A 25,048-nucleotide genomic window follows, 5' to 3' on the forward strand; every position below is an offset into this window, starting at 1 on the left:
GTCCCCGGGCAGGCTGGGCTCCGGCAGCGCCCGGTCGGGCAGCTCGCGGGCGCGGGCGACGGCACGCAGCCACGCCGACTGGTGCCGGCGGGCGCCGCGGCCCCGCATCGTGGGCAGGGACTGCAGGTCGGCCGGGGTCTTCGGGGCCTTCTGTGCCAGCTCGATGATGGCCGCGTCCTGCAGCACCCGGCCGGGGGACAGGTCCCGCTCGCGGGCGATCCGGTCGCGGGTCTCCCACATCTCGCGGACGATGGCGAGCGCCCGCCGGTTCCGCACCCGGTGGATCCCGGAGGTGCGGCGCCACGGGTCGGGACGCGGCGGCTTCGGCGGCGTCGTCAGGATCGCGGAGAACTCCTCGAACGCCCACCCGAGCTTGCCCGCGGTCTCCAGCTCCTCCAGCAGGGCGTCGCGCAGCTCGACGAGGAGCTCGACGTCCAGCGCGGCGTAGCGGAGCCAGTCCTCGGGGAGGGGGCGCGTGGACCAGTCGGCCGCCGAGTACCCCTTCTCCAGCAGGAAGCCGAGCACGTTCTCGACCATGGAGCCGAGCCCGACCCGCGGATAGCCGAGCAGCCGCCCGGCCAGTTCGGTGTCGAACAGACGCCGCGGGGCGAGTCCGACCTCCGACAGGCACGGCAGGTCCTGGTTGGCGGCGTGCAGCACCATCTCGGCGTCGGCGAGTGCGGCGTCCAGCTCGGACAGGTCCGGGCAGGCGATCGGGTCGATCAGCGCGGTGCCGGCGCCCGCCCGGCGCAACTGGATCAGGTAGGCGCGCTGCCCGTACCGGTAGCCGGACGCGCGCTCGGCGTCGACCGCGACCGGGCCGGCGCCCGCGGCGAACGCCGCGATGACACGGTCCAACCCGGCGGTGTCGACGACCACGGGGGGGACGCCCTCGCGCGGCTCCAGCAGCGGGACGGCCGGGGGACCGGTGCCGGCCTCCGCGTCCGCCGGGCCCGGGAGCGTTCCGCCCGGCTCGGGAACGGTTCCGGGCCGCCCGCCGGCGGCCGTCTCCTCCGCACCGGTTCCCTCCTCGGGACCGGTGGTGCGCGTCTCGGGCATTCCCACTGTTTCCGTGTTCTCCCCCGCCGCCTCGGTCTCGGAAGCTGTGCTCACGCCCCCTACCGTACGTGGTTCAACCGCCCGCGCCGCCCGGCCGATCCGGCAGCGCGGCGACACCGGAGGGGGGCAGCCCGGCCGTGGTGCACATCATCTCGCACCAGGCGGCGACGTGGCCGGTGAGATCGTCGCCCGTCGGGGACCAGGAGGCGCGCAGTTCCAGCTCGGTGGTGGACGGCTCGCCGCGCTTGTCGCCGAAGCTCTCCGACACCGCCCGGGTGACAGTACCGGACACGCCCGCGTACCCGGCGGGCTCCAGCGCCTCCAGCAGCCAGTCCCACGCGACGGACCCGATCAGCTCGTCGGCGGCGATGTCGGGCTCCAGGTCGGCGCGGATGTAGGCGACGATGCGGAACCCGTTCGTCCAGCCGGATCTGCCCTCCGGGTCGTACAGCACGATGAGGCGGCCGGTGGCGACCTCGGTGTCGTCGTCGCGGTAGACGCTGCCGGACATGGCGGCCGCGTAGGGCGCGAGGCTCTGCGGGGCGGGCATGTCCTCCAGGTCGAGTTCCGGCCGGACGGCGGGACCGTCGAGGAACCGGCGCAGCGTGTCGACGGCCCGCTGGAAGGCGGGTGGGTTCATGGAAGGACCGGCCTGATCGCGGGGACGTGGCTGGGTGCGGGAGAACGACTCGGGGCGGTGCGGCCGGGACGGGGCGCCGCCGCGTGCGGCGACGGGCGGATGCGGAGGGGACACAGGCACGGCACAGGTGGTTTCGTTTCGGGGGCCGGGCCGGTCAGGCCACGGCTCGCACGGTGGCGGGCGGGAGGCCGACCAGGACGGCCGTGCCGCACTCGGCGCAGGCCCGCTCCGGACACTGCGCACCGTGACCGTCCGGACACGGCGGCTGCTCGAACGCGCGTTCATCACCGCAGGTGGAGCAGTACAAGGGGGAACCTCCCTCGGCTATGACACGCATCACGTTCGCACGCGCCGGTGACAGAATGCGGGACTTCGCTCGGCGTGTCCGGAAGTTCATGCCGTCTCACCTGTCGCTTCCCGTGCGTTCCCACCTGCGTTTCGTGGGACCATCACAGAGTGACCGCTGACGCTGCCCGCCCGAACGACGACTCTGCGAACACGCCCGCGAGCGGCGCCCTTGCCGCGAGCCCCTTCCTGCTGGCCTGCCGCCGGCGGCCGGTGCCGCACACGCCCGTGTGGTTCATGCGGCAGGCCGGACGCTCGCTGCCCGAGTACCTGCGGGTCCGCGAGGGCGTCCCGATGCTGGAGTCGTGCACCCGCCCCGACATGATCGTGGAGATCACGATGCAGCCGGTGCGCCGGTACGCGGTGGACGCGGCGATCTTCTTCAGCGACATCATGGTGCCGCTCAAGGCCATCGGCGTCGACCTCGACATCAAGCCGGGCGTCGGGCCGGTCATCGCCGATCCGATCCGCACGGCGGCGGACCTGGACGCGCTGCGCCCCCTCGTCCCGGACGACGTCCCGTACGTGACCGAGGCCGTCCAGGGCCTGGCCGGTGAGCTGGGGACGACGCCGCTGATCGGTTTCGCGGGCGGCCCGTTCACGCTCGCCTCGTACCTGATCGAGGGCGGCCCCTCCAAGAACCACGAGCGCACCAAGGCGATGATGTACGGCGCGCCGGAGCTGTGGGCGAGCCTCCTGGACCGCCTTGCCGACCTCACCATCGCGTTCCTGAAGGTGCAGGTGGCGGCCGGGGCGAGCGCCGTGCAGCTCTTCGACTCGTGGGTGGGCGCGGTCGCCGCGGTGGACTACCGCGAGTCGGTGCTGCCGCACACCCGCCGCATCTTCGCCGCGATGGAGCCGCTGGGGGTGCCGCGCATCCACTTCGGCGTGGGGACGGGTGAGCTGCTCGGCCCGATGGGCGAGGCCGGCGCGGACGTCGTCGGCGTCGACTGGCGGGTCCCGCTGGACGAGGCCGTCAGCCGGGTCGAGCCGGGCAAGGCCCTGCAGGGCAACCTCGACCCGGCGATCCTGTTCGCGCCGTGGGAGATCGTGGAGCGCCGCGCCCGCGACGTCCTGGCCCGGGGCCGCACCGCCGAGGGGCACATCTTCAACCTGGGCCACGGTGTCCTGCCGTCCACGGACCCGGACGTGCTGGCCCGCCTCGCGGACCTCGTCCACGAGGCGAGCACGGAGGACAGGCTCCAGTAGGGGACGGGCTCCAGGAACGGGTCTAGGCGGGCGGAGGCTGCGAGCCGGTGACGGCCTTCTCGGGCGCGGGCTCCGGTCCGGGCTCCGGCTCGGCCTTCGGCCTGCGGCGCGACCGGCCGGGGAGCCGGTGCCGGAACGCCAGGAGCGGGAACCCGATCGCGGCGGCGACGAGGAACGGCAGCAGCCAGCCGAGCACGGTGACGACGCCGCCGGTGAACGCGGTGAACGCGTCCCAGCCGCTCTGGAGCCCGCCGAGGAACCCGCCGCGAGGCTCGTCGTTCCCGGCCTGCGCGGACTTGCTCACCAGCGACACGGTCACGGTCGCGTACTCGGTGCGGTGCTTGAGCGACTTCTGCCGCGCCTGCAGCGCCTCCAGATCGGCCTCGCGCTGGGCGATCTCCCGCTCGATGTCGATGACCTCGCCGACGGAGTTCGCGCGGTTGAGCAGCTTGCGGAACGACTCCAGCGTGGCCTTCGCCGACCGGACCCGGGCGTCCACGTCGGCGACCTCGGCGGTGACGTCCTCGGCCTCCTGGGAGAGCCAGAGCCTGGTGCCGAGCTGCGTGCCGAGCCGGTTCAGCACGTCGGCGTAGCGGTCGGCGGGGATCTTCAACGCGATCTCCGAGCGGGCCGGGTCGCTGGAACTCGACTCCCGTTCGACGTAGCCGCCGGCCGCCGTGACCATCTGCTTGGCCTTGGCCGCGGCCGCCTCCACGTCGCCCGCCCTGACTCCCAGGCGAGCCGTGTGGATCACCGCGCTTGCGGAGGGCGGCGGCGCCTGCGCTCCATTGGCGGTCTTCCCCGCCGAGCCTTCCCCGCCGCGGCTGCTCGCCACCGCCGGTGCGGGCGCCCCGCCGCGGTCCACGGCCGCCGGCGAACCGGACGAATGACTGCCTGCCCCGCACGCCGCCAGCACCCCGGCCAGCAACAGGACGACCAGCGCGCATATGGCGTTCCTGACGATCCGCATGAGGCTTGGACGAGGGGAGACCGATCACCGTTCCGCCGGGCGAATCGCGGTCCGGGCACGGTGCGGGCACGCACCGGTCACGGTTCCGGCCGGTGTCCGGTGTGATGCTCGCCGCTCCGGCCGCCCCGATGCGCGATCCGGCCTTCCGTCTGGAAGGCTGGGGGCATGACCACGTCCCATGCCGTCGTCGTCGGGGGCGGTATCGCGGGCCTCGCCGCCGCCCGCGTGCTCGCCCAGGGCGGCGTTCGGGTCACCGTGCTCGAAGGCTCCTCCCAGATCGGCGGCAAGCTGCGCGTGAGCGAGATCGCAGGGATCCCGGTGGACGAGGGCGCCGAGTCGATGCTCGCCCGCCGGCCCGAGGGCATGGACCTGGTGCGCGACCTCGGCCGCACCGCCGACCTGGTGAATCCCGGCACCGCCGCCTCGGCGATTTTCAGCCGCGGCGCACTCCGCAAGCTCCCCGCCGGGCAGGTGATGGGCGTCCCGTCCGACCTGCGCGCGCTCGCCGCCTCCCAGGTGCTGTCGCCGGCCGGGCTGGCGCGCGTCCCGCTGGACCTGGTGCTGCCCGAGACGCCGCGCGGCGGGGACGTGTCCGTCGCCGGCTACATCGGCGCCAGGGTCGGCCGCGAGGTCGTCGACCGGCTGGTGGAGCCGCTGCTCGGCGGCGTGTACGCGGGACGGGTCGAGCGGCTCTCGTTCGAGTCGACGCTGCCCGCCGTCGCCGCCGCGGCGCGCGGCCACCGCTCGCTGATCAACGCCGTCCAGGGCATCCGGGCCGCCGCGCCCAAGGACCCCGGCCCGGTGTTCGCCACCCTGCCGGACGGGCTCGGCACGCTCCCGCACCTGGTCGCCGCCGACATCGCCGCCGCCGGCGGAACGGTCCGGACCGGCGCGATGGTCCGCGAGCTGCGCCGCCGCGAGGACGGCTGGCGGCTCACCGTCGGCCCGGCCCGCGACCCCGAGTACCTGGACGCCGACGCCGTGCTGCTCGCGCTGCCGGCCGCCCCCGCGTCCCGGCTGCTCACGCCGGACGTCCCCGCCGCCGCCCGGGAACTGGCCGGCATCGAGTACGCGAGCATGGCGATCATCACGCTGGTGTACCGGACCACCGCGTTCCCGCGGCTGCCGAAGACCAGCGGCTACCTCGTCCCGGCCGTGGAATGCGACCCCGAGCGCGGCGGCCGGGGGGTCAAGGCCGTCACGTTCAGCTCGGTGAAGTGGCCGCACCTGCGCGACCGCGACCCCGGCGTCATCGCGGTGCGCTGCTCCATCGGGCGGTTCGGCGAGGAGCACCTGCTCCAGCGGGCCGACGAGGAGCTGACCGCCACCGCCATGGCGGAACTCGCCGCGACCTGCGGCGTCACCGAGCTGCCCGCCGCGAGCCGGGTGACCCGGTGGGGCGGCGGTCTCCCGCAGTACAACGTGGGCCACGCCGACCGCGTGGCCAAGATCCGGGCCGCGGTCGCCGGCGCGCCGGGACTGGCCGTCGCCGGCGCCGCCTACGACGGCCTCGGCATCCCCGCGTGCATCGCCTCGGCGCGTGCGGCGGCGAACCGGGTGCTGGACCATCTGCGCAGTCGAGAAGGAGTGGATCATGACCGAGCCGGCGGGCAAGCCGAAGGCACGCGAACTCAATAACGTCATCCGCTACACGATGTGGTCGGTCTTCCGGGTCGCGAAGCCCGGGACGGTCGGCGAGCAGGACGCCGCCGAGGTCCAGGACCTTCTCGACCAGGCCGCCCGCAAGGACGTCACCACCCGCGGCTCCTACGACGTCGCCGGGCTGCGCGCGGACGCCGACTACATGTTCTGGTGGCACGCGTCCACGCCCGACGACCTGCAGGAGATCTACACCCGGTTCCGCCGGACGGCGCTCGGCCGCGCGAGCGAGCCGGTGTGGTCGCAGATGGCGCTGCACCGCCCGGCCGAGTTCAACAAGAGCCACATCCCCGCGTTCCTCGCCGACGAGGAGCCGCGCGACTACGTGTGCGTGTACCCGTTCGTCCGGTCCTACGAGTGGTACCTGCTGCCGGACGAGGAGCGCCGCGCGATGCTCGCCGAGCACGGCAAGATGGCGCGCGAATACCCCGACGTCCGGGCCAACACCGTGTCGGCGTTCGCGCTCGGCGACTACGAGTGGATGCTCGCGTTCGAGGCCGACGAGCTGCACCGCATCGTCGACCTGATGCGCCACCTGCGCGGCGCGAGGGCGCGGCTGCACACCCGCCTGGAGGTGCCGTTCTACACCGGCCGCCGCAAGCCGGTCGCCGAACTGGTCGCCAACCTGGCCTGATCCGCCCGGGGACGGGCGGAACGGCGGCAGGGCGCCGGCCGCGGGGGAGTCTCCCGCCGGGCGGTCTCGCGGACGACGCCGTCCTCGCCGGCGAGACCCGCCGGTGCCCGCGGGCCGCCTACTCGGCGGGTTCGAGGGTCAGGGAGATCGAGTTGATGCAGTAGCGGTCGTCGGTCGGGGTGTCGTAGCCCTCCCCGTGGAAGACGTGCCCGAGGTGCGAGTCGCACGCCGTGCACCGCACCTCCGTGCGGACCGTGCCGAGCGAGCGGTCCTCGACCAGCGTGACCGCGTCCGAGCCGGACGGCTCGTAGAACGACGGCCAGCCGCAGTGGCTCTCGAACTTGGTGCCGGACCGGAACAGTTCCGTCCCGCAGGCGCGGCACCGGTACACCCCGACGGTCTTGGTGTCGGTGTACTCGCCGGTGAAGGGCTTCTCCGTGCCCGCCTCGCGCAGCACGTGGTACTCCTCGGGGCTGAGCCGCGCCCGCCACTCTTCCTCGCTCTTGCGGATCTTCTCCATCCCTCGACGGTACCCGGCGCGGCCGTCCCGGGGGACTGTCGTGCCCGTGGGTTACCGTGCCGTCATGGCCTCGCCCTTCATCGAGATCCCGGTCGGGGATCGGCTCGTCAAGGTGACCAATCCCGACAAGGTCTACTTTCCGGAGCACGGCTACACCAAGCGGCAGCTGGTGGAGTACTACCTGGCCGTGGGGGACGGCATCCTGCGCGCGACCCGCGACCGCCCGACGACCCTGGAGCGCTGGCCCGCCGGGGTGTTCGAGGGCGCCCGGATGGCCACCCGTGAGGACTACGCGCGCGGCCAGGCCGGCATGGGCGCCGGCAAGTCCGACGCGTTCTACCAGAAGCGCGTCCCGAAGGGCGCGCCCGGCTGGGTGCGGACCGCGCGGATCGTGTTCCCCAGCGGGCGTTCCGCCGACGAGGTCTGCCCGACCGAGCCCGCGGTGATCGCCTGGGCCGCGAATCTCGGCACGCTGACGTTCCACCCGTGGCCCGTCCGCGAGGGCGACGTCGACCACCCGGACGAGCTGCGCATCGACCTCGACCCGCAGCCCGGCACCGGCTTCGCCGACGCCGTCCGGGTGGCGCTCGGCCCGGTCCGCGACCTGCTGTCCGAGCTGGGCTGCACCGGCTATGTGAAGACGTCCGGCAAGGCGGGCGTGCACATCTACGTCCGCATCGAGCCCCGCTGGACGTTCACCGAGGTCCGCCGGGCCGCCCTGGCCTTCGCCCGCGAGGTCGAGCGCCGCGCCCCCGCCGAGGTCACCACGAAGTGGTGGAAGGAGGAGAGGGGGGAGCAGATCTTCATCGATTTCAACCAGAACGCACGCGACCGGACGATCGCCTCGGCCTACAGCGTCCGCCCGGCCCCGCACGCCCCCGTCTCGGCCCCCGTGACCTGGGACGAACTGCCCGACGTCGACCCCCGCGACTTCACCATCGCCACGATGCCGGCCCGCTTCGCCGAACTGGGCGACCTCCACGCGTCCATCGACGACGCGTCCTTCTCCCTGGAGCCCCTGCTCGACATGGCCGACCGTGACGAGAAGGAGCACGGCCTCGGCGACATGCCCTATCCGCCGAACTATCCGAAGATGCCGGGCGAGCCCAAGCGGGTCCAGCCCAGCAAGGACACCGGCAACCACACCTGATCGCCCTCGGCGGCCGGGTGCGGTTGCCGGTGGCCCGCCGCCGGGGCGGGCGGCGGGCCACCGGGTGGGTCAGCGGGTGGGTCAGTGGAGGTCGCGTTCCTGGACGGGGAGGGAGACCTTGGACGGGCCTCGCCAGGCGGCGGCCGAGCGCGGCGGGGCGATCATGGTGGTCGCCCCGTCCCCTGTGCCGACGACCGGGACGGTGATCGAGGTGCCCCGCAGGTCGAGGGTCACCTGGGCGCCCGTGGGGGTCTCGGTGTTGTAGTCGGCGTCCGTGCCGGCGAGGACGAGGGCCAGGCGGTGCCCCTTCTTCAGCAGGTGCTCCTGGCTGAGCGTCTCCCAGCGGACGGTGTAGGCGCGGCCCGGCTCCAGGGGCGTCGGGTGGCTCAGCGACCGGTCGTTCTGGGCGTCGAGCCAGCCGCGGGCGACCACGTTCACCGGGGACGTGACCGTCGTGACCTCGGTCTGCTTGTAGCAGGCGTCGTCGGCGGGCGTGCTCTCACCGTGGCAGTCCTCGGTGCCGAGGGTCCGGATGCCGGAGCCGGCGCCGAGGTAGTTCACCCGCGTGTCCTCGCCGTAGTCGACGAGCAGCGCGGTGAGGTTGGACGTGGGCCGGTCCAGCGTGATCCGCAGGCGGGCGTCGGGGGTGCCGGACAGGCGCCCCGTCCTCGGCAGGGGGCCGGAGACGAACGCGGCCCGGAACGGCCGCGCCGCCGTCGGGTCGGCGACCATCGCGCTCTCGGAGTTGCCCTGGCCGTCCGGGCCGGGCGCGTCGGTGAAGGTCGCCGTCGCCCCCGGCGCGGCGCGGTTCAAGCCGAGGGTGCCGCCGGCGCCGGGCCGCAGGACGATGTCGCGTGCGTCGAGGGACGGCCAGTCCCGCTGGGTGATCCACTGGTCGGGGCCGATCTCGATGTCGGCGCGCGGCTCCCGCATGATGCCGTTCGGGATCTTCTGCAGTTCGTGGTCGAACCAGCGGTGCAGGGTGGCCACCCACGCGTCCCGGCGGATGTCGAACGGGTCGACGTGGCCGCGCTGCGTCAGCCACACCTTGCGCTGCACGCCGCGCCGCGCGAGCGCGTCCCACCACAGGGCGAAATGGTTGTCCTTGACGTTGAGGTCGTTGACGCCGTGGGCGGCGAAGACGCTCGCGCGGATGCGGGATGCGCGGGCGATGGTGCCGTCCCGGTAGTCGGCGGTCTTCCAGTAGGCGTTGTAGTTTCCGGTCGCGTCGTCCTCGCCCTTGTCGAGGTCGGCGTTGACGGCGGCGCACTTGGCGGGCGGGTCGGTGTCGACGTAGCCGGCGAGCCACGGCTGCTCGTCCGTCCAGTACTTCACGCCGTTCATGCGGCTGTAGTCGTACCAGCTGCTGATCGCGGCGACCGGGACGATCGTCTCCAGCCCTTCGACGCCGGTCGCGGCGACGCCGTTGGCGAGCGTGCCGTCGTAGGACTTGCCGATCATGCCGGTGCGGCCGGTCGTCCACGTCGCCTTCACCGGGGTGCCGTCCGGCCGGTAGGCCGTCGCCCGGCCGTTGAGCCAGTCCACCACGGCCTTGCCGCCGAGGACGTCGGTCGGCCCGCCGCTGACCGGGCAGCCGTCCGAGCGGGTCGTCCCGACCATGTCCACGGCGAGGAACGCGTACCCGCGCGGGACGAAGTAGTTGTCGTAGAACAGGGGGAACTTCAGCGGGTTCCCGTCGGCGTCGTAGGTCTTGCGCTCGCTCTCGTTGCCGCGGCCGGCGTTGTCGTAGTACGGGCTCTCATCCATGATCACCGGCACCTTGAGGCCGTGCTCGGTCTCCTTCGGCCGGATGATGTCCACGTTGACGCGGTCGCGCCTGCCGTCCCGGTCGCTGTCCACGCTCGACTCGACGTAGACGTGCTCGCGGATCGCGTCCTTGTAGGAGAAGACGGGCTGGGTCACGCCGTCCTTCACCACGATCTTCGGGGACGGCCGCGCGAGTGCCGTCGCGCCGCCCGCCGTGGCGGCGAGCGCCGCGCCGGTCAGCACGGCCACCGTCGTCGTCCTCCGGGTTCGTCTCAGGGATCTCCTGGCCAACCCGCACCTCCGGGAGCTGAGAAGTGATCTCTACGGGGGCACACGCTCCTCGCCCGGGGGCGCCGGGTAAAGGGCGGCGCATGACGAACTCGGGCGGGATTTGGTCACGTCCTGCCCTTGCACCCATCGGTCTGTCCGTATCAGAGATATCGGTCTGTCTCTTAACGGCGCCGGGGATGCCCGGCTCGTCCGCCGGGCATCCCCGCCACCATGGGTTGGAGCTATCGGAAATCACTTCGGATGGGACCGTTCCGGATCAACTTCTCCAAGAAGGGCGTCGGGCACAGCGTCGGAACGCGCGGCGCCCGGTACACCCGCTCGGCGGACGGACGCCGCGAGATGACGTTCCGCATCCCGGGGACGGGCCTGTCCTGGCGGCGCCCCCTGCACCGGCGCCGCTAGCCGCTCTTCGCGCGGTTCACCGCCGACAGGACGGCCTCCACCGACGCGGTGAGCACGGACGTGTCACGCCCGGCGCCCCAGCGGGTCACGCCGTCCACACGACATTCGGCATAGGCGACGGCCGCGGCGCCCGGGCCCGGTTCGGTGGAGTGCTCCGCGTACTGCAGGACCTCCACCTTGATCCCGGCGGACGACAGGGCATCGGCGAGGGCGTCGATCGGGCCGTTGCCGGAGCCGGTGTGCTCGCGCTCGTCGCCGTCCACGCGGATGACGCCGGTGAAGTCGTGCCGCGCCGGGCCGGTGCGGGACGTCCGCCAGCCGGCCACGGAGACCGGCCCGGAGGGGTTGAGGTACTCGGCGCGGAACAGGTCCCACAGCCCGGCCGCCGTGATCTCCCCGCCGCTGTCGTCCGTCGCCCGCTGCACGACCCGGGAGAACTCGATCTGCAGGCGGCGCGGCGGCTCCAGCCCGTACCCGGTCCGCAGCAGGTAGGAGATCCCGCCCTTGCCGGACTGGCTGTTGACCCGGACGACCGCCTCGTAGCCGCGCCCCACGTCGGCGGGATCGATCGGCAGATACGGGACGTCCCACGGCAGCTCCTCCGGCGGCACGCCCGACTCCCGCGCCCGCCGGGCGTGGCGGGCCATCCCCTTGGCGATCGCGTCCTGATGCGTTCCGGAGAACGCCGTGTAGACCAGGTCGCCGGCGTACGGATGCCGCTCGTGGACGGGCAGCCGGTTGCAGTGCTCGGCCGTCCGCCGGATCTCGTCGATGTCGCAGAGGTCGATCCGCGGGTCGACGCCCTGCGCGTGCAGGTTCAGCGCGAGGGTGACCAGGTCGACGTTGCCCGTCCGCTCGCCGTTGCCGAACAGGCATCCCTCGACCCGCTGCGCCCCCGCCAGCATCGCCAGTTCGGCGCAGGCGACACCCGTCCCGCGGTCGTTGTGCGGGTGGACCGACAGGATCACCGCGTCCCGCCGGGCCAGGTGCCGGTGCATGTACTCGATCTGGTCGGCGTACACGTTCGGCGTGGCGATCTCGACGGTCGCCGGCAGGTTCAGGATCACCGGCCGGTCGGGGGAGGCGTCCCACAGGCCGGTGACCGCGTCGCACACCTCCAGCGCGTAGTCCGGCTCGGTGAGGTTGAACGTCTCGGGCGAGAACTCGAACCGCACTCCCGGCCGGGCGAGCCGGGCCACGTCCGCCGCCCCGTCCAGGACCAGCCGCCGCACCCCCTCGCGATCGGACCCGAGCACGACGTCCCGCCACACCGGGCCCGTCGCCGTGTACAGGTGGACGACCGCCCTGGGCAGCCCCTCGATGGACGCGAACGTCCGCTCGATCAGCTCGCGCCGCGCGGGCGTGAACACCACGGGCGTCACATCGTCCGGCAGGCCCGTCTCGGCGAGGTGCCGGACGAAGTCGAAGTCGGTCCGGCTGGCCGACGGGTAGCCGACCTCGATCTCCTTGAACCCCATCGCGACGAAGAGGCCGAACATCCGGCTCTTGCGCGCGGTGTCCATGGGCTCGGCCAGCGCCTGGTTGCCGTCCCGCAGGTCGACCGGCACCCACAGCGGGGCATCCTCGATCCGCCGGGACGGCCAGGTCCGCTCGACCTCGGGAACGGGCGACGGCACCCGGTCGTGAATCGACCGGTAGCGGTGGAACGGCATGGAACTGCCGCGCTGGGGATTCCAGAAGGGCCCGGCCACCGGGCCGGACGGGGTGCGCAGAGTCGGGAAGTTCATGGGCGTGGTCCTCACGATCGCCGGATGACCGGCAGCACCGGACCCCGCGGCGGGGTGCCGGTCCGGATCAGGTCCCGCCGCGGCGACCGAGAAGAAGAACCCGCCACGCCATGACGGCCACCCAACCACACCTCAGCTCCTCAGACAAGCTGAAGAGAAGATAGCCTGGGGGCCCGCTCTTCCGGAGGAACCCAGATGCCGCTCGGCCCGCTCCGCCCCAGCCCCCTCGTCGAGCAGGCCGCCCAGCGGCTCCGCGACCAGATCGCGGGCGGCTCGTGGCCGGTCGGGACGAAACTCCCCGGCGAGACGACCCTCGCCCGCGAACTGGGCGTGGGCCGCTCGACCGTCCGCGAGGCCCTGCGCGCCCTGGCCGGCGCCGGGCTCGTCCAGGCCCGCCAGGGCGCCGGCGTGTTCGTCATCGCGGCGGAGCCGGCCGAGGACTGGACCGCCCGGCTCCGCCGCGCCTCGGTCGCCGACGTCTACGAGATCCGCATGATGCTGGAGGTCCGCGCCGCCGAGCTGGCGGCCGAGCGCCGCACGGCCGCCGACCTCGCCGCCCTCGACAAGGCCCTCGCCGCCCGCGACGACGCGTTCGCCGGCCCCGCCATCGAGGCGTTCATCGACGCCGACATCGCCCTGCACACCGCCGTCGTGGCCGCCGCGCACAACCCGATCCTCGCCGACCTGTTCGCCGAGTTCGTCCCCGTCCTGCGCGACGGCCTCCTCGACCTCGTCACCCTGGTGGACGTCCGCACGTCCGACGCCGCCCCCGGCCGCGCCGCCCACGCCGCCCTGGTCAAGGCCATCCGCGACGGCGCCCCCTCCGCCGCCGGCCGCACCATCAAGACCGAGCTCACCCAGACCCTCGCCGTCCTACTTCAAGGACGCTAGAAGCGGGGGCAGGTCGTTGTCGTGGGCGACCGTCAGGCGGCGGGTGGCCCTTGTCAGGGCCACGTAGAGGTCCTGGCCGCCCTTGGGGGATTCCGTCACGATGCCGGCCGGGTCGACCACGATGACGGAGTCGAACTCCAGGCCCTTCGCCTCCTCGGCGGTGAGGACGACCACCTGGGAGTCGAGGGCCTCCGGGGTGGCGCCGGCGGCGGCGCCCGGGAGGGCGTCCAGGACGGCGGCGCGGCGGGCGCCGGAGGTGATGACGGCGAGCCGGCCCTCGGTGGAGGCGTCGCCGGTGATGCGGGACAGCTCGGACCGGACGAGCGCCGGCAGTTCGCCGGGCGGCAGCGCGAGGGCGAGGGGCGGCGGGCCGTCGTCGCGGACGGGCTCGGGCGGCGTCTGGCCCGGGTCGACGGCGGCGAGGACGTCGGCGGCGACCCGCATGATGGCGGCGGGGGTGCGGTAGTTGACGAGGAGGCGCTGCTCGCGCCAGCGGCCCGGGACGTAGCGGTCGAGCATCTGGCCCCAGGTGGTGGCGCCGGCGGCGCTGCCGGTCTGCGCGATGTCGCCGACGACGGTCAGGGAACGGGTGGGGACGCGGCGCATCACCGCCCGCCAGGCCATCTCCGACAGTTCCTGCGCCTCGTCCACGATCACGTGCCCGTAGGCCCATTCACGGTCGGCCAGGGCCCGCTGCGCGGTGGTGAGGGACGGGCCGTCGTCGAGGTGGCGTTCGACCAGCTCGCTCGCGGAGATCCGCTCGGCGGTGCCGGTCGTCTCCATGACCTCGCGGGCGTAGCGCTCTTCCGCGGCGCGGGCGGCGTCGGCGGCGCGCCGGCGGGCCCTGTCGGCGGAGTCGTCCTTGCCCAGGAGATCGGCCGCCTCGTCCAGGAGGGGGACGTCCGACACCGTCCACGGGGAGCCGGCCGGACGGTGCAGGAGCGCGCAGTCGGGAAGGACGGCCCGCGCGCCGAGGCGGGCGAGGGTGTCGGGGGAGGCGTAGAGGTCGGTCAGAAGCCGTTGAGGGGTCAGCTCAGGCCAGAGTTCGTTGAGGGCCTCGTGGACGGCCGGGTCCTGCCAGAGGGCCTCCTTGGCCAGGCGGAGGTCCGTTTCGTCCAGGAGGGGTTCTTCTTCGGCCTCGTCGATGAGTTCCTGGAGCCAGTCGGGGAGCCCGCCGGATTTCGCCATCTCCTCCAGAGGCTCGTCCATGATGCGGTCGTACTGCTCGGCCCTGTTGATGGCGAGGGCCTCCAGCATGTCGTGGACGAAGCGGCGCCGTTGGACGTTGTGGGGGAGACGCAGGGCGCGGGCACGGTCGCGGATCTGTTCGCACTTGTCGGCGTCCACGACGAGGGTGAGACCGTCGATGTCGATGTGGAGGCCATCGGCGGGCACGCGCTGCCGGTCGTGGACGGCCGCTTGCACGAGGTCGGCCATGCGGAGGTCGCCCTTGACGACGGCGACCGCCGGGGTGTCCCTCGCGGTCGCCTTGAGGCCGGGGTAGAGCTCGCCGACCGTGGCCAAGACGACGTCGGTCTCGCCCAGGCCGGGAAGAACCTGCTCGATATAGCGGAGGAACGTCGCGTTCGGGCCGACGACGAGCACACCGCGCCGTTCGAGGACGTCCCGGTGCGTGTAGAGCAGGTACGCGGCGCGGTGCAGGGCCGCGACCGTCTTGCCGGTGCCGGGACCGCCCTGGACGACGAGCACTCCGTGCAGGCCCGAGCGGATGACCTGATCCTGCTCTTCCTGGATGGTCGCGACCACGTCGCTCATCCGGCCGGTCCGGCCGCGGCGCAGGGTGGCGAGCAGGGCGGCCTCGCCGACGATGCCGCGCCGCTCCGACTCCTCCAGCCCCTCCAGGTCGAAGACCTCGTCGTCCAGCCGGACGACCTCGCGGTGCCGCAGGTGCAGGTGGCGGCGGCGCGCGAGGGTGCCGGGCGCGCCGGGTGCGGCGGTGTAGAACGGCCGGGCCGCCGCGGCGCGCCAGTCGATCAGCAGGGGCTCGTGGTCCTCGTCGCGGAGGCCGATGCGGCCGATGTAGAACGTGTCGCCGGGACCGTCCGCGTCGGCGCGGTGGTCGATGCGGCCGAAGCACAGGCCGTGCTCGACGCCGCCGAGCCGGGCGAGGCGGCGGGCCGCCTCTTCGGTCGCGACGGCGCTCTCCACCCGCGCCTGGAAGGCGGCGCCGCCGCCCGCCGCGGGGCCTTCGCGCAGCGCCGCCTCGGCGTTCGCGCGCTCGACGTCCAGTCGCGCGTACAGGCGCGACACGTATGCCTGCTCGGTGCGCAGCGGCGCGGATTTCTCGCAATCGGGGTTGACAGCGTCCGCTTGACGGAGTCCCATGCTTCGACTACACTCCTATTTATAGGATTGGGCTTTTTTCTGCGCAAGTCGCAAGCCTTCAGCCTAGCATTCCTCGCTCCGCGCCGCATGATCTTCCGGCGTGGTTCCACTATTGCGTTGTGGCGGGTGGCCCCCTCGCGCCCCTGATCCTCGTGACCCGGCACCGCCCCCTGGACGGGGCCGGTGCCGGGCCCGTTCAGCGGTCGGCGCGGGCGCTCGTGGCCGAGCCGCCGAGAACGTCGTCCAGGTCGTAGGCGACCGGAACCTCCAGCTGCTCGTACGTGCAGGACTCCGGCCTCCGGTCGGGACGCCAGTTCCGGAACCTGGCCGTGTGCCGGAAGCGGTCGCCCTCCATCGCCTCGTAGGCGACCTCCACGACCAGCTCCGGACGCAGCGGCACCCAGCTGAGGTTCTTCTTGCCCGTCCAGCGGGAGATGGCGCCGGGCATGCGGTCGACGGTCGCCTCGGTCTGGTTCGCCCACTCCGCCCACGGGTGGCCGGCGAGATCCTCCATCCGGTAGGGCCGCAGCTCCTCGACCAGCTCTGCGCGGCGCTTCATCGTGAACGAGGCCGCGACCCCGACGTGCTGGAGCTTGCCCTCGGAGTTGTAGAGCCCGAGCAAGAGCGACCCCACGATGGGCCCGGACTTGTGCCACCGGAAGCCCGCCACCACGCAGTCGGCGGTCCGCTCGTGCTTGACCTTGAACAGGACGCGCTTGTCGGGCTCGTAGGGGACGTCGAGCGGCTTGGCGATGACGCCGTCCAGCCCGGCGCCCTCGAACTCGTCGAACCAGCGCAGCGCCAGCTCGTAGGAGTCGGACGCGGGCGTGACGTGAATCGGCGCCCTCACCCGGGACAGCGTCTCTACGAGCCGCCGCCGCCGTTCGCCGAGCGGCACCTCCATCAGCGACTCGTCCCCGAGGGCCACCAGGTCGAACGCCACGAACGACGCGGGGGTCTGCTCCGACAGCAGCTTGATCCGCGACGCGGCCGGGTGGATGCGCTGCTGGAGGGCGTCGAAGTCCAGGCGCGTCCCGTTCGGCAGCACGATCTCGCCGTCGATCACGCACCGCTCCGGCAGCTCGCGTTTCACCGCCTCGACCAGCTCGGGGAAGTAGCGGGTGAGCGGTCTCTCGCCGCGGCTGGACAGCTCCACCTCGTCGCCGTCGCGGAAGACGACGCAGCGGAAGCCGTCCCACTTCGGCTCGTACAGCAGGTCGCCCCGGGGCATGGTCTTGACCGCCTTGGCCAGCATCGGCGGCAGCGGCGGGCTGATCGGCAGGTCCATCCCCCCATCCTGCGCCCCGGCACCGACAAAAGAGCGGCCTCCGGGGTCCGATAACGTGCGGGTCATGCGCCGCCTCCTGCCCGAGCCCGCCGCCGGCGTCGACCCGTACGAGGTCTACGGCGACCGGCCTGGACTGCGGCTGGGCATGGTCATGAGCGTGGACGGTTCCGTCACCGACGCCGAAGGCTGGACGGACGGCCTCGGAGGCGACGCCGACTTCCGCGTCTTCCGGACCCTGCGCGCGCTGGCCGACGCCATCCTCGTGGGTGCCGGCACGGTCCGCACAGGGCGCCTGGGACCGGCCCGCCTACGTCCCGACCTGCGCGCGCGCCGCGGCGGACCGCCCGCCCCCATCGTCGTGGTGAGCCGTTCCGCCGACCTCGACTGGACGCTGCCGCTGTTCACCGAGGCCGAGACACCCACCATCGTGGTGACGTGCCAGAACGGCCGGAAGAACGTCCCAGCCCACATTCAGGTGGTCGCGGAAGGCGAAGACGACATCGACCTGCCCGCCGCCATCGATACGCTCCGCGGCGGCCTCGGCCGGGAACATCTCCTCTGCGAAGGCGGCCCCACTCTGGCGGCCGCGCTGATCCGCGCGTCCCTCGTCGACGAACTATGCCTCAACCTCGCCCCGACACTCCTCGGAGGCGCGCACCACACCCGCCTCCTGGACGGCCTCGACACCGAGGTGCCGCTCGACCCCACCGCCCTCTACATCGACGAGGGCGTGCTGTTCGTCCGCTACCGGCTGCGGGTGTAGCGCAGGAAGAGGAGATCCTCGTCCTGCAGGGCGTGAGCGAGCGTCATCTCCGGCGGGACGGGCACCGGCGGCCCGTTCAGGATCCGCGCGGGGTGCCCGCCGAGCAGTATCGGGCTCAGCGTCAGGCACAGTTCGTCCAGCAGCCCGGCCGCCACCACCTGTGCGAGGACACCCGGACCGCCCTCGCACAGCAGGCGCCGGTGGCCGCGGGCGGCGAGTTCCCGCACCGCGGCCGGGAAGTCGAGCGAGTCGCGCCCGGCGATGATGACGTCGGCGCGCTCCCGTGCGGCCTTCAGCCGCACCGGGTCGGCGGTCGCGGTCGCCAGCACGATCGTCGGCACCCGCGCCTCGGTGAAGATCGGCGCGTCGAAGTCCAGGTCGAGGGTCCGGGACGCGATCGCGATCGGCGGTACGGGCGGCCTGCCGTCCCGGACGCCGTCCCAGCCCTCGCTGGGCCTGACCGGCCCGTACCCCTCGGCCCGCACCGTCCCGGCCCCGACGATGACCACGTCGGCGAGCCCGCGCAGCAGCAGGAACAGATGCCGGTCGGCGGCGTTGCCGAGACCGCCGCTGCGCCCGTCGCGCTGCGCGGCCCCGTCCAGGCTGGCGACCATGTTGGCCCGCATCCAGGTGGTGTCGGCCGGATAGGCGTACCGCTCGGCGAGATCGACCTCGCCGGGCTCCGGAGAGAGAGTCCGCATAGATCTCTCAAGCTACTGCACGCCGCGCCGCCCCCCTCCGATAACGGTACGTACACAAATCTGTGCGAATCCGTCATGGCGGGAGTGTCTGGGGGTGACACTTGCCCCCCGGGACCGGGATGAGAATCTCACAGAAGGGAGCGGGGGTGGAGTTCGCGGCATTGGGCGCGTGGATTCTGGCCGCCGTCGCGGGCGGCCCTCTGCTGGTCGTCTGGATGCGGGACGGCGGACGCTCCACGAAGGTGACGCGGTTCCCCGTCCTGGTCGTGGTGGCGCATCCGCTCGCGGCCCTCGGCGGCCTCGCCGTCTGGGTGGCCTACCTGCTCACCCGGAACCCCGGCTACGCGTGGGTCGCGTTCGCCGCCCTGCTGGTCGTCATCCTGCAGGGCTTCGTGCTGTTCACCCGCTGGCTCGTCGGCCACGGCGGCCGCCACGCCCGCGGCGCCGGGCAGACCTTCCCCGGCACCGCCGTCGCCGTTCACGGCGCGGTGGCGGTGACCACGATCGTCCTGGTCTTCCTGACCGCGATCGAGGTGACCCGCGCCTAGGCGGCCGTCAGGGCAGCCGCCTGAGGACGAGGAGGGCCCGGGCGGTGAGCAGGATGGTGTCGCGGGCCTTGAGGCGGGGGCGTTCGCCCACCGCGCCGGGTTCGGCGGTGTCGAGGGTGAACTCCCATCGTTCGCCGTATTCGGCGCCGGGGAGGGTGAACTCCAGGGGCTCGGAGCCGGCGTTGATCAGCAGGAGGAACGAGTCGTCGCGGACGCGGCGGCCGCGCGGGTCGGGTTCGGTGATGGCGTCGCCGTTGAGGAAGACGCCGAGGGACTTGGCGAAGCCGACGTTCCAGTCCTGGTCGGTCATGCTGTCGCCGGCCGGGGTGAGCCAGGCGATGTCGGCGGCGGCGCCGGTGCCCGTTCCGGTGAAGAAGCGGCGGCGCCGGAACACCGGATGGTCGTGCCGCAGCCGGGACAGGAGGCGGACGAACTCCATGTCGTCGGAGTCCTCCCAGTGGACCCAGGAGATCTCGTTGTCCTGGCAGTAGGCGTTGTTGTTGCCCTTTTGGGTGCGGCCCAGCTCGTCCCCCTGGGAGAGCATGGGGACGCCCTGCGACAGAAACAATGTGGCCAGGAAATTGCGGCGCTGGCGGGCGCGCAGATCCAGGACGGCGGGGTCGCGGGTAGGGCCTTCCACGCCGCAGTTCCAGGAGCGGTTGTCGTCGGTGCCGTCCCGGTTGTTCTCGCCGTTGGCCTCGTTGTGCTTGTGGTCGTAGGAGACCAGGTCGGTCAGCGTGAACCCGTCGTGGCAGGTGACGAAGTTGATGGACGCGAACGGGCGGCGCGCGCTGTGCTCGTACAGGTCGGACGAGCCGGTCAGCCGGGACGCGAACTCCGGCATGGTCGCGTAGGAGCCGCGCCAGAAGTCGCGGACGGTGTCGCGGTACTTGCCGTTCCACTCCGTCCACAGGGGAGGGAAATTGCCCACCTGGTAGCCGCCTTCGCCGACGTCCCACGGTTCGGCGATGAGCTTCACCTGGGACACGACAGGGTCCTGCTGGACGAGGTCGAAGAACGCGGCGAGCCGGTCGACGTCGTGCAGCTCGCGGGCGAGCGCGGAGGCGAGGTCGAACCGGAACCCGTCGACGTGCATCTCCAGGATCCAGTAGCGCAGCGAGTCCATGATGAGCTGCAGCGCGTGCGGGTGGCGGACGTTCAGCGAGTTGCCGCAGCCGGTGTAGTCGAGGTGGTAGCGCTTGTCGTCGTCCCGCAGCCGGTAGTAGGAGGCGTTGTCGATGCCGCGGAACGACAGGGTGGGCCCCAGGTGGTCGCCTTCGGCGGTGTGGTTGTAGACGACGTCCAGGATGACCTCGATGCCCGCCTCGTGCAGGGCGCGGACCATCGCCTTGAACTCCAGCACCTGCTCCCCGTACTGGCCGGACGAGCTGTAGGTGTTCTGCGGCGCGAAGAACCCGATCGTGTTGTAGCCCCAGTAGTTGTCGAGGCCCCGCGCGACCAGCGCGTGCTCGGGAACCGACTGGTGCACCGGCATGAGCTCCACGGCCGTCACGCCGAGATCGAGCAGATGGTCGATCATCACCGGGTGCGCGAGGCCCGCGTAGGTGCCGCGCTGCTCCTGCGGGATGCCGGGATGCAGCTTCGTCAGGCCCTTCACGTGCGCCTCGTAGATGACGCTCTCGTGGTAGGGGACGCGCGGCGGCCGGTCGTCGGCCCAGTCGAAGAACGGGTTGGTGACGACGTTCTTCGGCATGTACGGGGCGCTGTCGTCCTCGTTCAGCGCGTCGGGGTCGTCGAACCGGTAGGAGAACAGCGACTCGTGCCAGCGGACCTCGCCCTCCATGGCCTTGCCGTACGGGTCGAGCAGCAGCTTGGACGGGTTGCAGCGGTGCCCGTCGGCCGGGCTGAACGGCCCGTGCACCCGGTATCCGTAGCGCTGCCCGGGTCCGACGCCGGGCAGGTAGCCGTGCCAGACGAACCCGTCGACCTCGGGCAGGCCGTGCCGCGTCTCGCGGCCGTCGGCGTCGAACAGGCACAGCTCGACCCGCCGGGCCACCTCGGAGAACAGCGCGAAGTTCGTGCCCGTGCCGTCCCAGGTGGCGCCCAGCGGATAGGGGTCTCCGGGCCACACCTCCCGCATGCTCTTCCTTCCCGGCCGGTTCGTCCTGGCCCGTTGATTGTGGCGTACCCGCTCACCGCTCGCGCGCCACGACCCGCCCGCAGAGTGTCACGCGGGCGGCGCCGGCGGCAGCCGCCAGACGATCTCGTCACCGCTGGTCTGCGCGGTGGCGCGCATGCCGATCCCGGCCGCGACGGCGGCGGACGCGCGGTTGCCCGGATGGATGGTCGCGACGATGCTCTCCACGCCGTGCGCGCGAAGCCAGTCCAGCAGGGCGCGGCCGGCCTCGGTGGCGAAGCCGAACCCCTGGTAGGGCATGCCGATGACCCAGGTGAGCGACGCGATCCGCCGCGGCGGGCCCGGCGTGACCGTCGACCCGGCGGACACGGGGGCCACGGTGAAGCCCGGCGCCGCGGGTGCGACCGTCGCCCGCATGTAGCCGATGGCCTGCCCGTCCCGGACGCGGCGGACGATCCAGTTCAGCCAGGACTCCTGGTGGAACGGCGCCGGGCCCGCGACCAGATGCGCGTAGCGGGCGCGCAACTCGTCCAGGGTGGGGGGCTCTCCGCCGATGTAGCGGTACAGGCGCGGATCGTCCAGGACGGGGGCCATCTCGTCCGCGTGGTGGACCGCCAGCGGCTCCAGGACGAGACGCTGGGTGCGGATGGTCTCGGCGATCGGCCCGTACACCCGCCGATCGTAAGCCCGCCCGGCGGGTCAGGGCCGCGTGGTGCCGCGTGCGGTGAGCCGGCGCGTCCAGACGCCCTCCGAGTGCTGCTTCGGGTCGAGCCACAGCCACGGCTGGGTGCGCCGGAACGGCAGGTCGGTGCCGGGCTGCCAGGGGAACAGGCCCTCCCGGTTGGGCCAGACGACCTGCAGGATCGGCGGCGTGGGACACCGGTAGAACGCGAGGACGCCGGCGAACAGCCCGTCGTGCCAGCGCGGGTCGGCTTCCCGGAACGCGGCCTGCTGCCCGCGGACGACGCCGTCGCGGCGTTCGCCGTCCGCCGGGCCGTTCCCCTCGGCGGTCTGCCGGCCGAGCCTGTTGAGGACCTCTTCGGTCTCGTACACATCGCCGCCGAACAGCGCCAGTTCGGGCGCCCGGTGGCTGTGCCAGAGGCCGATCGTGTACGCCCAGCCGGGCCCGTCCTCGTCCGGCTGCACGAGGACGACGCTCCACCCGTACTGGGTGACGTGCACGATGGTGCGGAGCTGGAAGTTGTCCAGACGGTCGCGGTCGCCGTGGCCACGACAGATCACGCAGGTGCACGGGGGGCGGTCGCCGGACATGACCCTCAGTTTACGATCAATCGACCCTCGGCGAGCGCCGTCCCTCTCCGGATCACCAGAAGACGCCGGTGTCCCGGGGCCGTGTCTCGGGGGTGCCGCCGGTCGCCGGGCCCGTGAGCCCCCGGACCAGGACCGCCGCCAGCAGCATCCCGGCGGGCAGGCCGAGCGGGACGGCCACCAGCGGCGCGACGGCCGCGACCTCCAGCGCCGTCCCGTGCAGGAGGCCCGCGACGCCGAGGTTGGCGCCCTGCCGGCCCGCCGGGAGGACGACCGCGAGGAGCGCGGTGACGACCGCGAGCCCGGCCGCCGGAAGGGCCAGGACGCGGCGCCGCGCGAAGAACCCGAGTGCGACCCCGAGGGCGCCGAGCACGGGCAGCGCCATCGCCCCGCACCAGCGGACCGGCCGCGGTCTCATCTCGACCGCCACGACCGGCGCCGGGGCACCCTCGCGCAGCCGCCAGCCCCGCGGCCCGGACGGCTCTCCGCCCGCCCGAACCGTGGCCGGGACCGGTGGGACGCTCAGCTTCATGGCGGTGTTCTGGAAGCCCCGCGCGGTGAGGCGCCGCAGCGCGCCGGACATGTCGATCCGCAGTGACACTTTTCGGCCTGTCCGATAGACGTGTTCCATCTCCGCCCGAGCGAACGGGACGCCGCGCGCCTTTCTCATTCGAATACGGATATTTGTGGCACCGGGGAACATTTCTCGGGCGATGTCTCCGGCGAGGGCCCGTACTTCGGCGTCCGACCCGAGCCGGCCCACCGCGTACAGATCGACGTGGGCGCCTCCGTCGTGGAGGACGGCGACCTCGATCCGGGCCCGCTGTTCCCGAACCGGCGTTCCGCCGCCGCAGCCGGCGAGCACGGCGAGCGCGATCAGTGTCACCGCGCCCGCGGCAAGCCGCCCAAAACACACTCCGGCCTCACTTCATCGGTCATTGTTCTCAGCGCCAGAAGAATGGTTTATTTTATGCGCGACCACCGATGGAGCACCGCAGGGAGAGGCCCATGGCTGACGAGCCGGCCGACGTCATCGACACGTCCGTTCCGCACTCCGCCCGGATATGGAACTACTGGCTCGGCGGCAAGGACAACTACCCCGTCGACCGCGAGGCCGGTGACCAGTATGTCAGCGTCTATCCGGGGATCATCGACATCGCGCGGACCGGCCGGCACTTCCTGGCCCGCGCCGTCCGGTACCTGGCCGGGGAGGTGGGCGTCCGCCAGTTCCTCGACGTCGGCACCGGGCTGCCCACCGTCGACAACACCCACGAGGTGGCACAGCGCGTCGCGCCCGAAACACGCATCGTGTACGTCGACAACGACCCGCTCGTCCTCTCCCACGCGCACGCCCTTCTCACGAGCCGCCCCGAGGGCGAGACCAGCTACATCGAGGCGGACATGCGGGACCCCGAGCGGATTCTCCGGATCGCCCGCGACAGGCTCGACCTCGACCGGCCGGTCGCCCTGATGCTGATGGGCGTCCTCGGGCACATCGACTCCTACGACGAGATCCTGCACATCATCAGGACGCTGATGGGGGGCCTGCCGTCCGGCAGCCACCTCGTGCTCTACGACGACACCGATGCCGACGAGGCCCACAACAAGGCGCAGCAGGGGTACGACGACACCGGCGCCGTCCCGTACCGGCTGCGCCGCCCGGAGCAGATCATCGGCTACTTTGACGGCTTCGAACTGGTCGAGCCCGGCGTGGTGGCATGCGAGAAGTGGCGTCCCGAGCCGAGCCCGTTCGGCGAGACGCCCCGCACCTCCACCCTCTGCGGGGTCGCCCGCAAGCCCTGACCGTGCCGCGCCCGCCGCACGCCCGCCCTCCTCAAGCAGTTCGCACGCCGTGACCGAAAGGGACCCCATGGCCGATTCCGTCGACCCCGCCGCCATCGATTCCGAGGTTCCGCACGCCGCGCGGATCTGGAACTACTGGATGGGCGGCAAGGACAACTATGCGTCCGACCGTGCCGCCGGCGACGCGGTGGCCGAGGTGTATCCGCAGATCGTGACCATGGCGCGGCTGTCCCGCCGGTTCCTGGTCCGCGCGGTGGGCCACCTGGCGGGCGAGTGCGGCATCCGCCAGTTCATCGACATCGGGACCGGGCTCCCCACGATGCAGAACACCCACGAGGTCGCGCAGAGCATCGCGCCCGAGTCGCGGATCGTGTACGTCGACAACGACCCCCTCGTCCTCGTGCACGCCCGTGCCCTGATGGGCAGCGTCACCGGCGAGGGGGCCACCACGTACGTCCACGCCGACTACCACGACCCCGACCGCATCCTCGACGGCGCCCGCGAGATGCTCGACTTCGGCAAGCCCGTGGCGGTCATGTTCATGGGCGTGCTCGGATACGAGCCCGACCTGGCCGTGGTCCGCGGCATCGTCGGGCGGGTGATGGACGCGACGCCGTCCGGCAGCCACCTCGTGCTGTGGGACGGCACCGACACCGGCGCCGAGGTCGTCGAGGGCGCGGAGAAGCTCGTGGAGAGCGGCGGCGTCCCGTACGTCCTGCGCGGCCCCGAGCAGCTCGCCCGCTGCTTCGAGGGCCTGGAGATGGTCGAGCCGGGCCTCGTCCCGATCAGCGAGTGGCGTCCCGACACCGCTCCGGTCCCCATCGACGCCTACGGCGCCGTGGCCCGCAAACCCTGACCCCCGATCTGGCATCATCGAGGTGCCCTCGCCAGGCGGCGCCCTCGGCGAAGAGGTGTCCTCGGTAACGCCGGATCGTTTCGGGAAGGGC

Annotated in this window: 23 protein-coding genes; 10 read left to right on the forward strand and 13 right to left on the reverse strand. The window is 72.6% G+C overall.

The annotated features are described in order from the left end of the window. On the reverse strand, window positions 1-1,113 hold a 1,113-nt coding region (locus tag AF1_RS20550; RefSeq protein WP_255218823.1), incomplete at its 3' end, for a ribonuclease D. Between the two features lie 19 nt (window positions 1,114-1,132). Continuing rightward, the gene (locus AF1_RS20555; protein WP_067801577.1) at window positions 1,133-1,699 is read right to left on the reverse strand and encodes a DUF3000 domain-containing protein; all 567 of its coding nucleotides are present in this window, start codon (window positions 1,697-1,699) and stop codon (window positions 1,133-1,135) included. A gap of 534 nt (window positions 1,700-2,233) precedes the next feature. Between AF1_RS20555 and hemE the strand changes: the two genes are divergently transcribed. After that, window positions 2,234-3,253: a uroporphyrinogen decarboxylase gene (hemE, locus tag AF1_RS20560; protein ID WP_217999835.1), complete on the forward strand. Its 1,020-nt coding sequence runs from the start codon at window positions 2,234-2,236 to the stop codon at window positions 3,251-3,253. A gap of 22 nt (window positions 3,254-3,275) precedes the next feature. Here the strand turns inward: hemE and AF1_RS20565 are convergent, their stop codons facing one another. Next, the gene (locus AF1_RS20565; RefSeq protein WP_084263163.1) at window positions 3,276-4,223 is read right to left on the reverse strand and encodes a DUF4349 domain-containing protein; all 948 of its coding nucleotides are present in this window, start codon (window positions 4,221-4,223) and stop codon (window positions 3,276-3,278) included. A gap of 165 nt (window positions 4,224-4,388) precedes the next feature. Between AF1_RS20565 and hemG the strand changes: the two genes are divergently transcribed. Both hemG and hemQ read left to right on the forward strand, forming a co-directional pair. Next, window positions 4,389-5,861: a protoporphyrinogen oxidase gene (gene hemG, locus AF1_RS20570; protein ID WP_067801586.1), complete on the forward strand. Its 1,473-nt coding sequence runs from the start codon at window positions 4,389-4,391 to the stop codon at window positions 5,859-5,861. Next, window positions 5,818-6,516: a hydrogen peroxide-dependent heme synthase gene (hemQ, locus tag AF1_RS20575; RefSeq protein ID WP_067801589.1), complete on the forward strand. Its 699-nt coding sequence runs from the start codon at window positions 5,818-5,820 to the stop codon at window positions 6,514-6,516. The genes hemG and hemQ overlap by 44 nt, the downstream gene beginning before the upstream one ends. A gap of 118 nt (window positions 6,517-6,634) precedes the next feature. Here hemQ and msrB read toward each other — a convergent pair whose 3' ends face one another. Further along, window positions 6,635-7,036, reverse strand: a complete 402-nt coding sequence (msrB, locus tag AF1_RS20580) for a peptide-methionine (R)-S-oxide reductase MsrB (RefSeq protein WP_067801592.1) — start codon at window positions 7,034-7,036, stop codon at window positions 6,635-6,637. Between the two features lie 64 nt (window positions 7,037-7,100). Between msrB and AF1_RS20585 the strand changes: the two genes are divergently transcribed. Then, entirely contained in the window at window positions 7,101-8,186 is a 1,086-nt protein-coding gene (locus tag AF1_RS20585; RefSeq protein ID WP_067801655.1) for a DNA polymerase domain-containing protein, read from the forward strand. Window positions 8,187-8,267: 81 nt separating this feature from the next. On the opposite strand, the gene AF1_RS20590 is transcribed toward AF1_RS20585, so the two are convergent. Further along, the gene (locus tag AF1_RS20590) at window positions 8,268-10,202 is read right to left on the reverse strand and encodes a Xaa-Pro dipeptidyl-peptidase (RefSeq protein WP_174548874.1); all 1,935 of its coding nucleotides are present in this window, start codon (window positions 10,200-10,202) and stop codon (window positions 8,268-8,270) included. Between the two features lie 252 nt (window positions 10,203-10,454). On the opposite strand from AF1_RS20590, the gene AF1_RS20595 reads away from it, so the two are divergent. After that, on the forward strand, window positions 10,455-10,646 hold the full coding sequence (locus AF1_RS20595; RefSeq protein WP_067801595.1) for a DUF4236 domain-containing protein: 192 nt from the start codon (window positions 10,455-10,457) through the stop codon (window positions 10,644-10,646). Here the strand turns inward: AF1_RS20595 and leuA are convergent. Continuing rightward, on the reverse strand, window positions 10,643-12,394 hold the full coding sequence (gene leuA, locus AF1_RS20600; RefSeq protein ID WP_067801598.1) for a 2-isopropylmalate synthase: 1,752 nt from the start codon (window positions 12,392-12,394) through the stop codon (window positions 10,643-10,645). The two genes, AF1_RS20595 and leuA, sit on opposite strands and share 4 nt — an antisense overlap. A 195-nt stretch (window positions 12,395-12,589) precedes the next feature. On the opposite strand from leuA, the gene AF1_RS20605 reads away from it, so the two are divergent. Then, window positions 12,590-13,285: a FadR/GntR family transcriptional regulator gene (locus AF1_RS20605; RefSeq protein ID WP_067801601.1), complete on the forward strand. Its 696-nt coding sequence runs from the start codon at window positions 12,590-12,592 to the stop codon at window positions 13,283-13,285. On the opposite strand, the gene AF1_RS20610 is transcribed toward AF1_RS20605, so the two are convergent. Both AF1_RS20610 and AF1_RS20615 read right to left on the reverse strand, forming a co-directional pair. Continuing rightward, window positions 13,268-15,631 (reverse strand): HelD family protein, encoded by a 2,364-nt coding sequence (locus AF1_RS20610; protein WP_084263165.1) that lies wholly within the window; start codon window positions 15,629-15,631, stop codon window positions 13,268-13,270. The two genes, AF1_RS20605 and AF1_RS20610, sit on opposite strands and share 18 nt — an antisense overlap. A 196-nt stretch (window positions 15,632-15,827) precedes the next feature. Beyond that, the gene (locus AF1_RS20615) at window positions 15,828-16,919 is read right to left on the reverse strand and encodes an ATP-dependent DNA ligase (protein ID WP_067801604.1); all 1,092 of its coding nucleotides are present in this window, start codon (window positions 16,917-16,919) and stop codon (window positions 15,828-15,830) included. 64 nt (window positions 16,920-16,983) lie between these two features. Here AF1_RS20615 and AF1_RS20620 point away from each other — a divergent pair, with 64 nt between their 5' ends. Next, the gene (locus tag AF1_RS20620; RefSeq protein WP_067801607.1) at window positions 16,984-17,682 is read left to right on the forward strand and encodes a dihydrofolate reductase family protein; all 699 of its coding nucleotides are present in this window, start codon (window positions 16,984-16,986) and stop codon (window positions 17,680-17,682) included. On the opposite strand, the gene AF1_RS20625 is transcribed toward AF1_RS20620, so the two are convergent. Continuing rightward, entirely contained in the window at window positions 17,664-18,383 is a 720-nt protein-coding gene (locus tag AF1_RS20625) for a pyrimidine reductase family protein (protein ID WP_067801610.1), read from the reverse strand. The genes AF1_RS20620 and AF1_RS20625 overlap by 19 nt on opposite strands. A gap of 146 nt (window positions 18,384-18,529) precedes the next feature. Between AF1_RS20625 and AF1_RS20630 the strand changes: the two genes are divergently transcribed. Further along, complete coding sequence (locus AF1_RS20630) at window positions 18,530-18,931, forward strand: hypothetical protein (RefSeq protein ID WP_131732613.1); 402 nt, start codon at window positions 18,530-18,532, stop codon at window positions 18,929-18,931. Window positions 18,932-18,938: 7 nt separating this feature from the next. Here the strand turns inward: AF1_RS20630 and glgX are convergent, their stop codons facing one another. The 4 genes from glgX to AF1_RS20650 form a co-directional block, all read right to left on the reverse strand. Beyond that, window positions 18,939-21,032: a glycogen debranching protein GlgX gene (glgX, locus tag AF1_RS20635; RefSeq protein WP_067801615.1), complete on the reverse strand. Its 2,094-nt coding sequence runs from the start codon at window positions 21,030-21,032 to the stop codon at window positions 18,939-18,941. Between the two features lie 87 nt (window positions 21,033-21,119). Continuing rightward, on the reverse strand, window positions 21,120-21,701 hold the full coding sequence (locus AF1_RS20640) for a GNAT family N-acetyltransferase (RefSeq protein WP_067801622.1): 582 nt from the start codon (window positions 21,699-21,701) through the stop codon (window positions 21,120-21,122). A gap of 27 nt (window positions 21,702-21,728) precedes the next feature. Continuing rightward, entirely contained in the window at window positions 21,729-22,301 is a 573-nt protein-coding gene (locus AF1_RS20645; RefSeq protein ID WP_067801626.1) for a DUF4262 domain-containing protein, read from the reverse strand. A 52-nt stretch (window positions 22,302-22,353) separates the two neighbouring features. After that, window positions 22,354-23,184: a hypothetical protein gene (locus tag AF1_RS20650; protein WP_131732614.1), complete on the reverse strand. Its 831-nt coding sequence runs from the start codon at window positions 23,182-23,184 to the stop codon at window positions 22,354-22,356. Between the two features lie 122 nt (window positions 23,185-23,306). On the opposite strand from AF1_RS20650, the gene AF1_RS20655 reads away from it, so the two are divergent. Together AF1_RS20655 and AF1_RS20660 are read left to right on the forward strand one after the other, a co-directional pair. Beyond that, window positions 23,307-24,101, forward strand: a complete 795-nt coding sequence (locus tag AF1_RS20655) for an SAM-dependent methyltransferase (protein WP_131732615.1) — start codon at window positions 23,307-23,309, stop codon at window positions 24,099-24,101. Between the two features lie 67 nt (window positions 24,102-24,168). Further along, window positions 24,169-24,957: an SAM-dependent methyltransferase gene (locus AF1_RS20660; protein WP_067801637.1), complete on the forward strand. Its 789-nt coding sequence runs from the start codon at window positions 24,169-24,171 to the stop codon at window positions 24,955-24,957. Window positions 24,958-25,048 lie beyond the last annotated feature (91 nt).

This window comes from Actinomadura formosensis NBRC 14204, from assembly GCF_001552155.1.
GTDB lineage: Bacteria > Actinomycetota > Actinomycetes > Streptosporangiales > Streptosporangiaceae > Spirillospora > Spirillospora formosensis.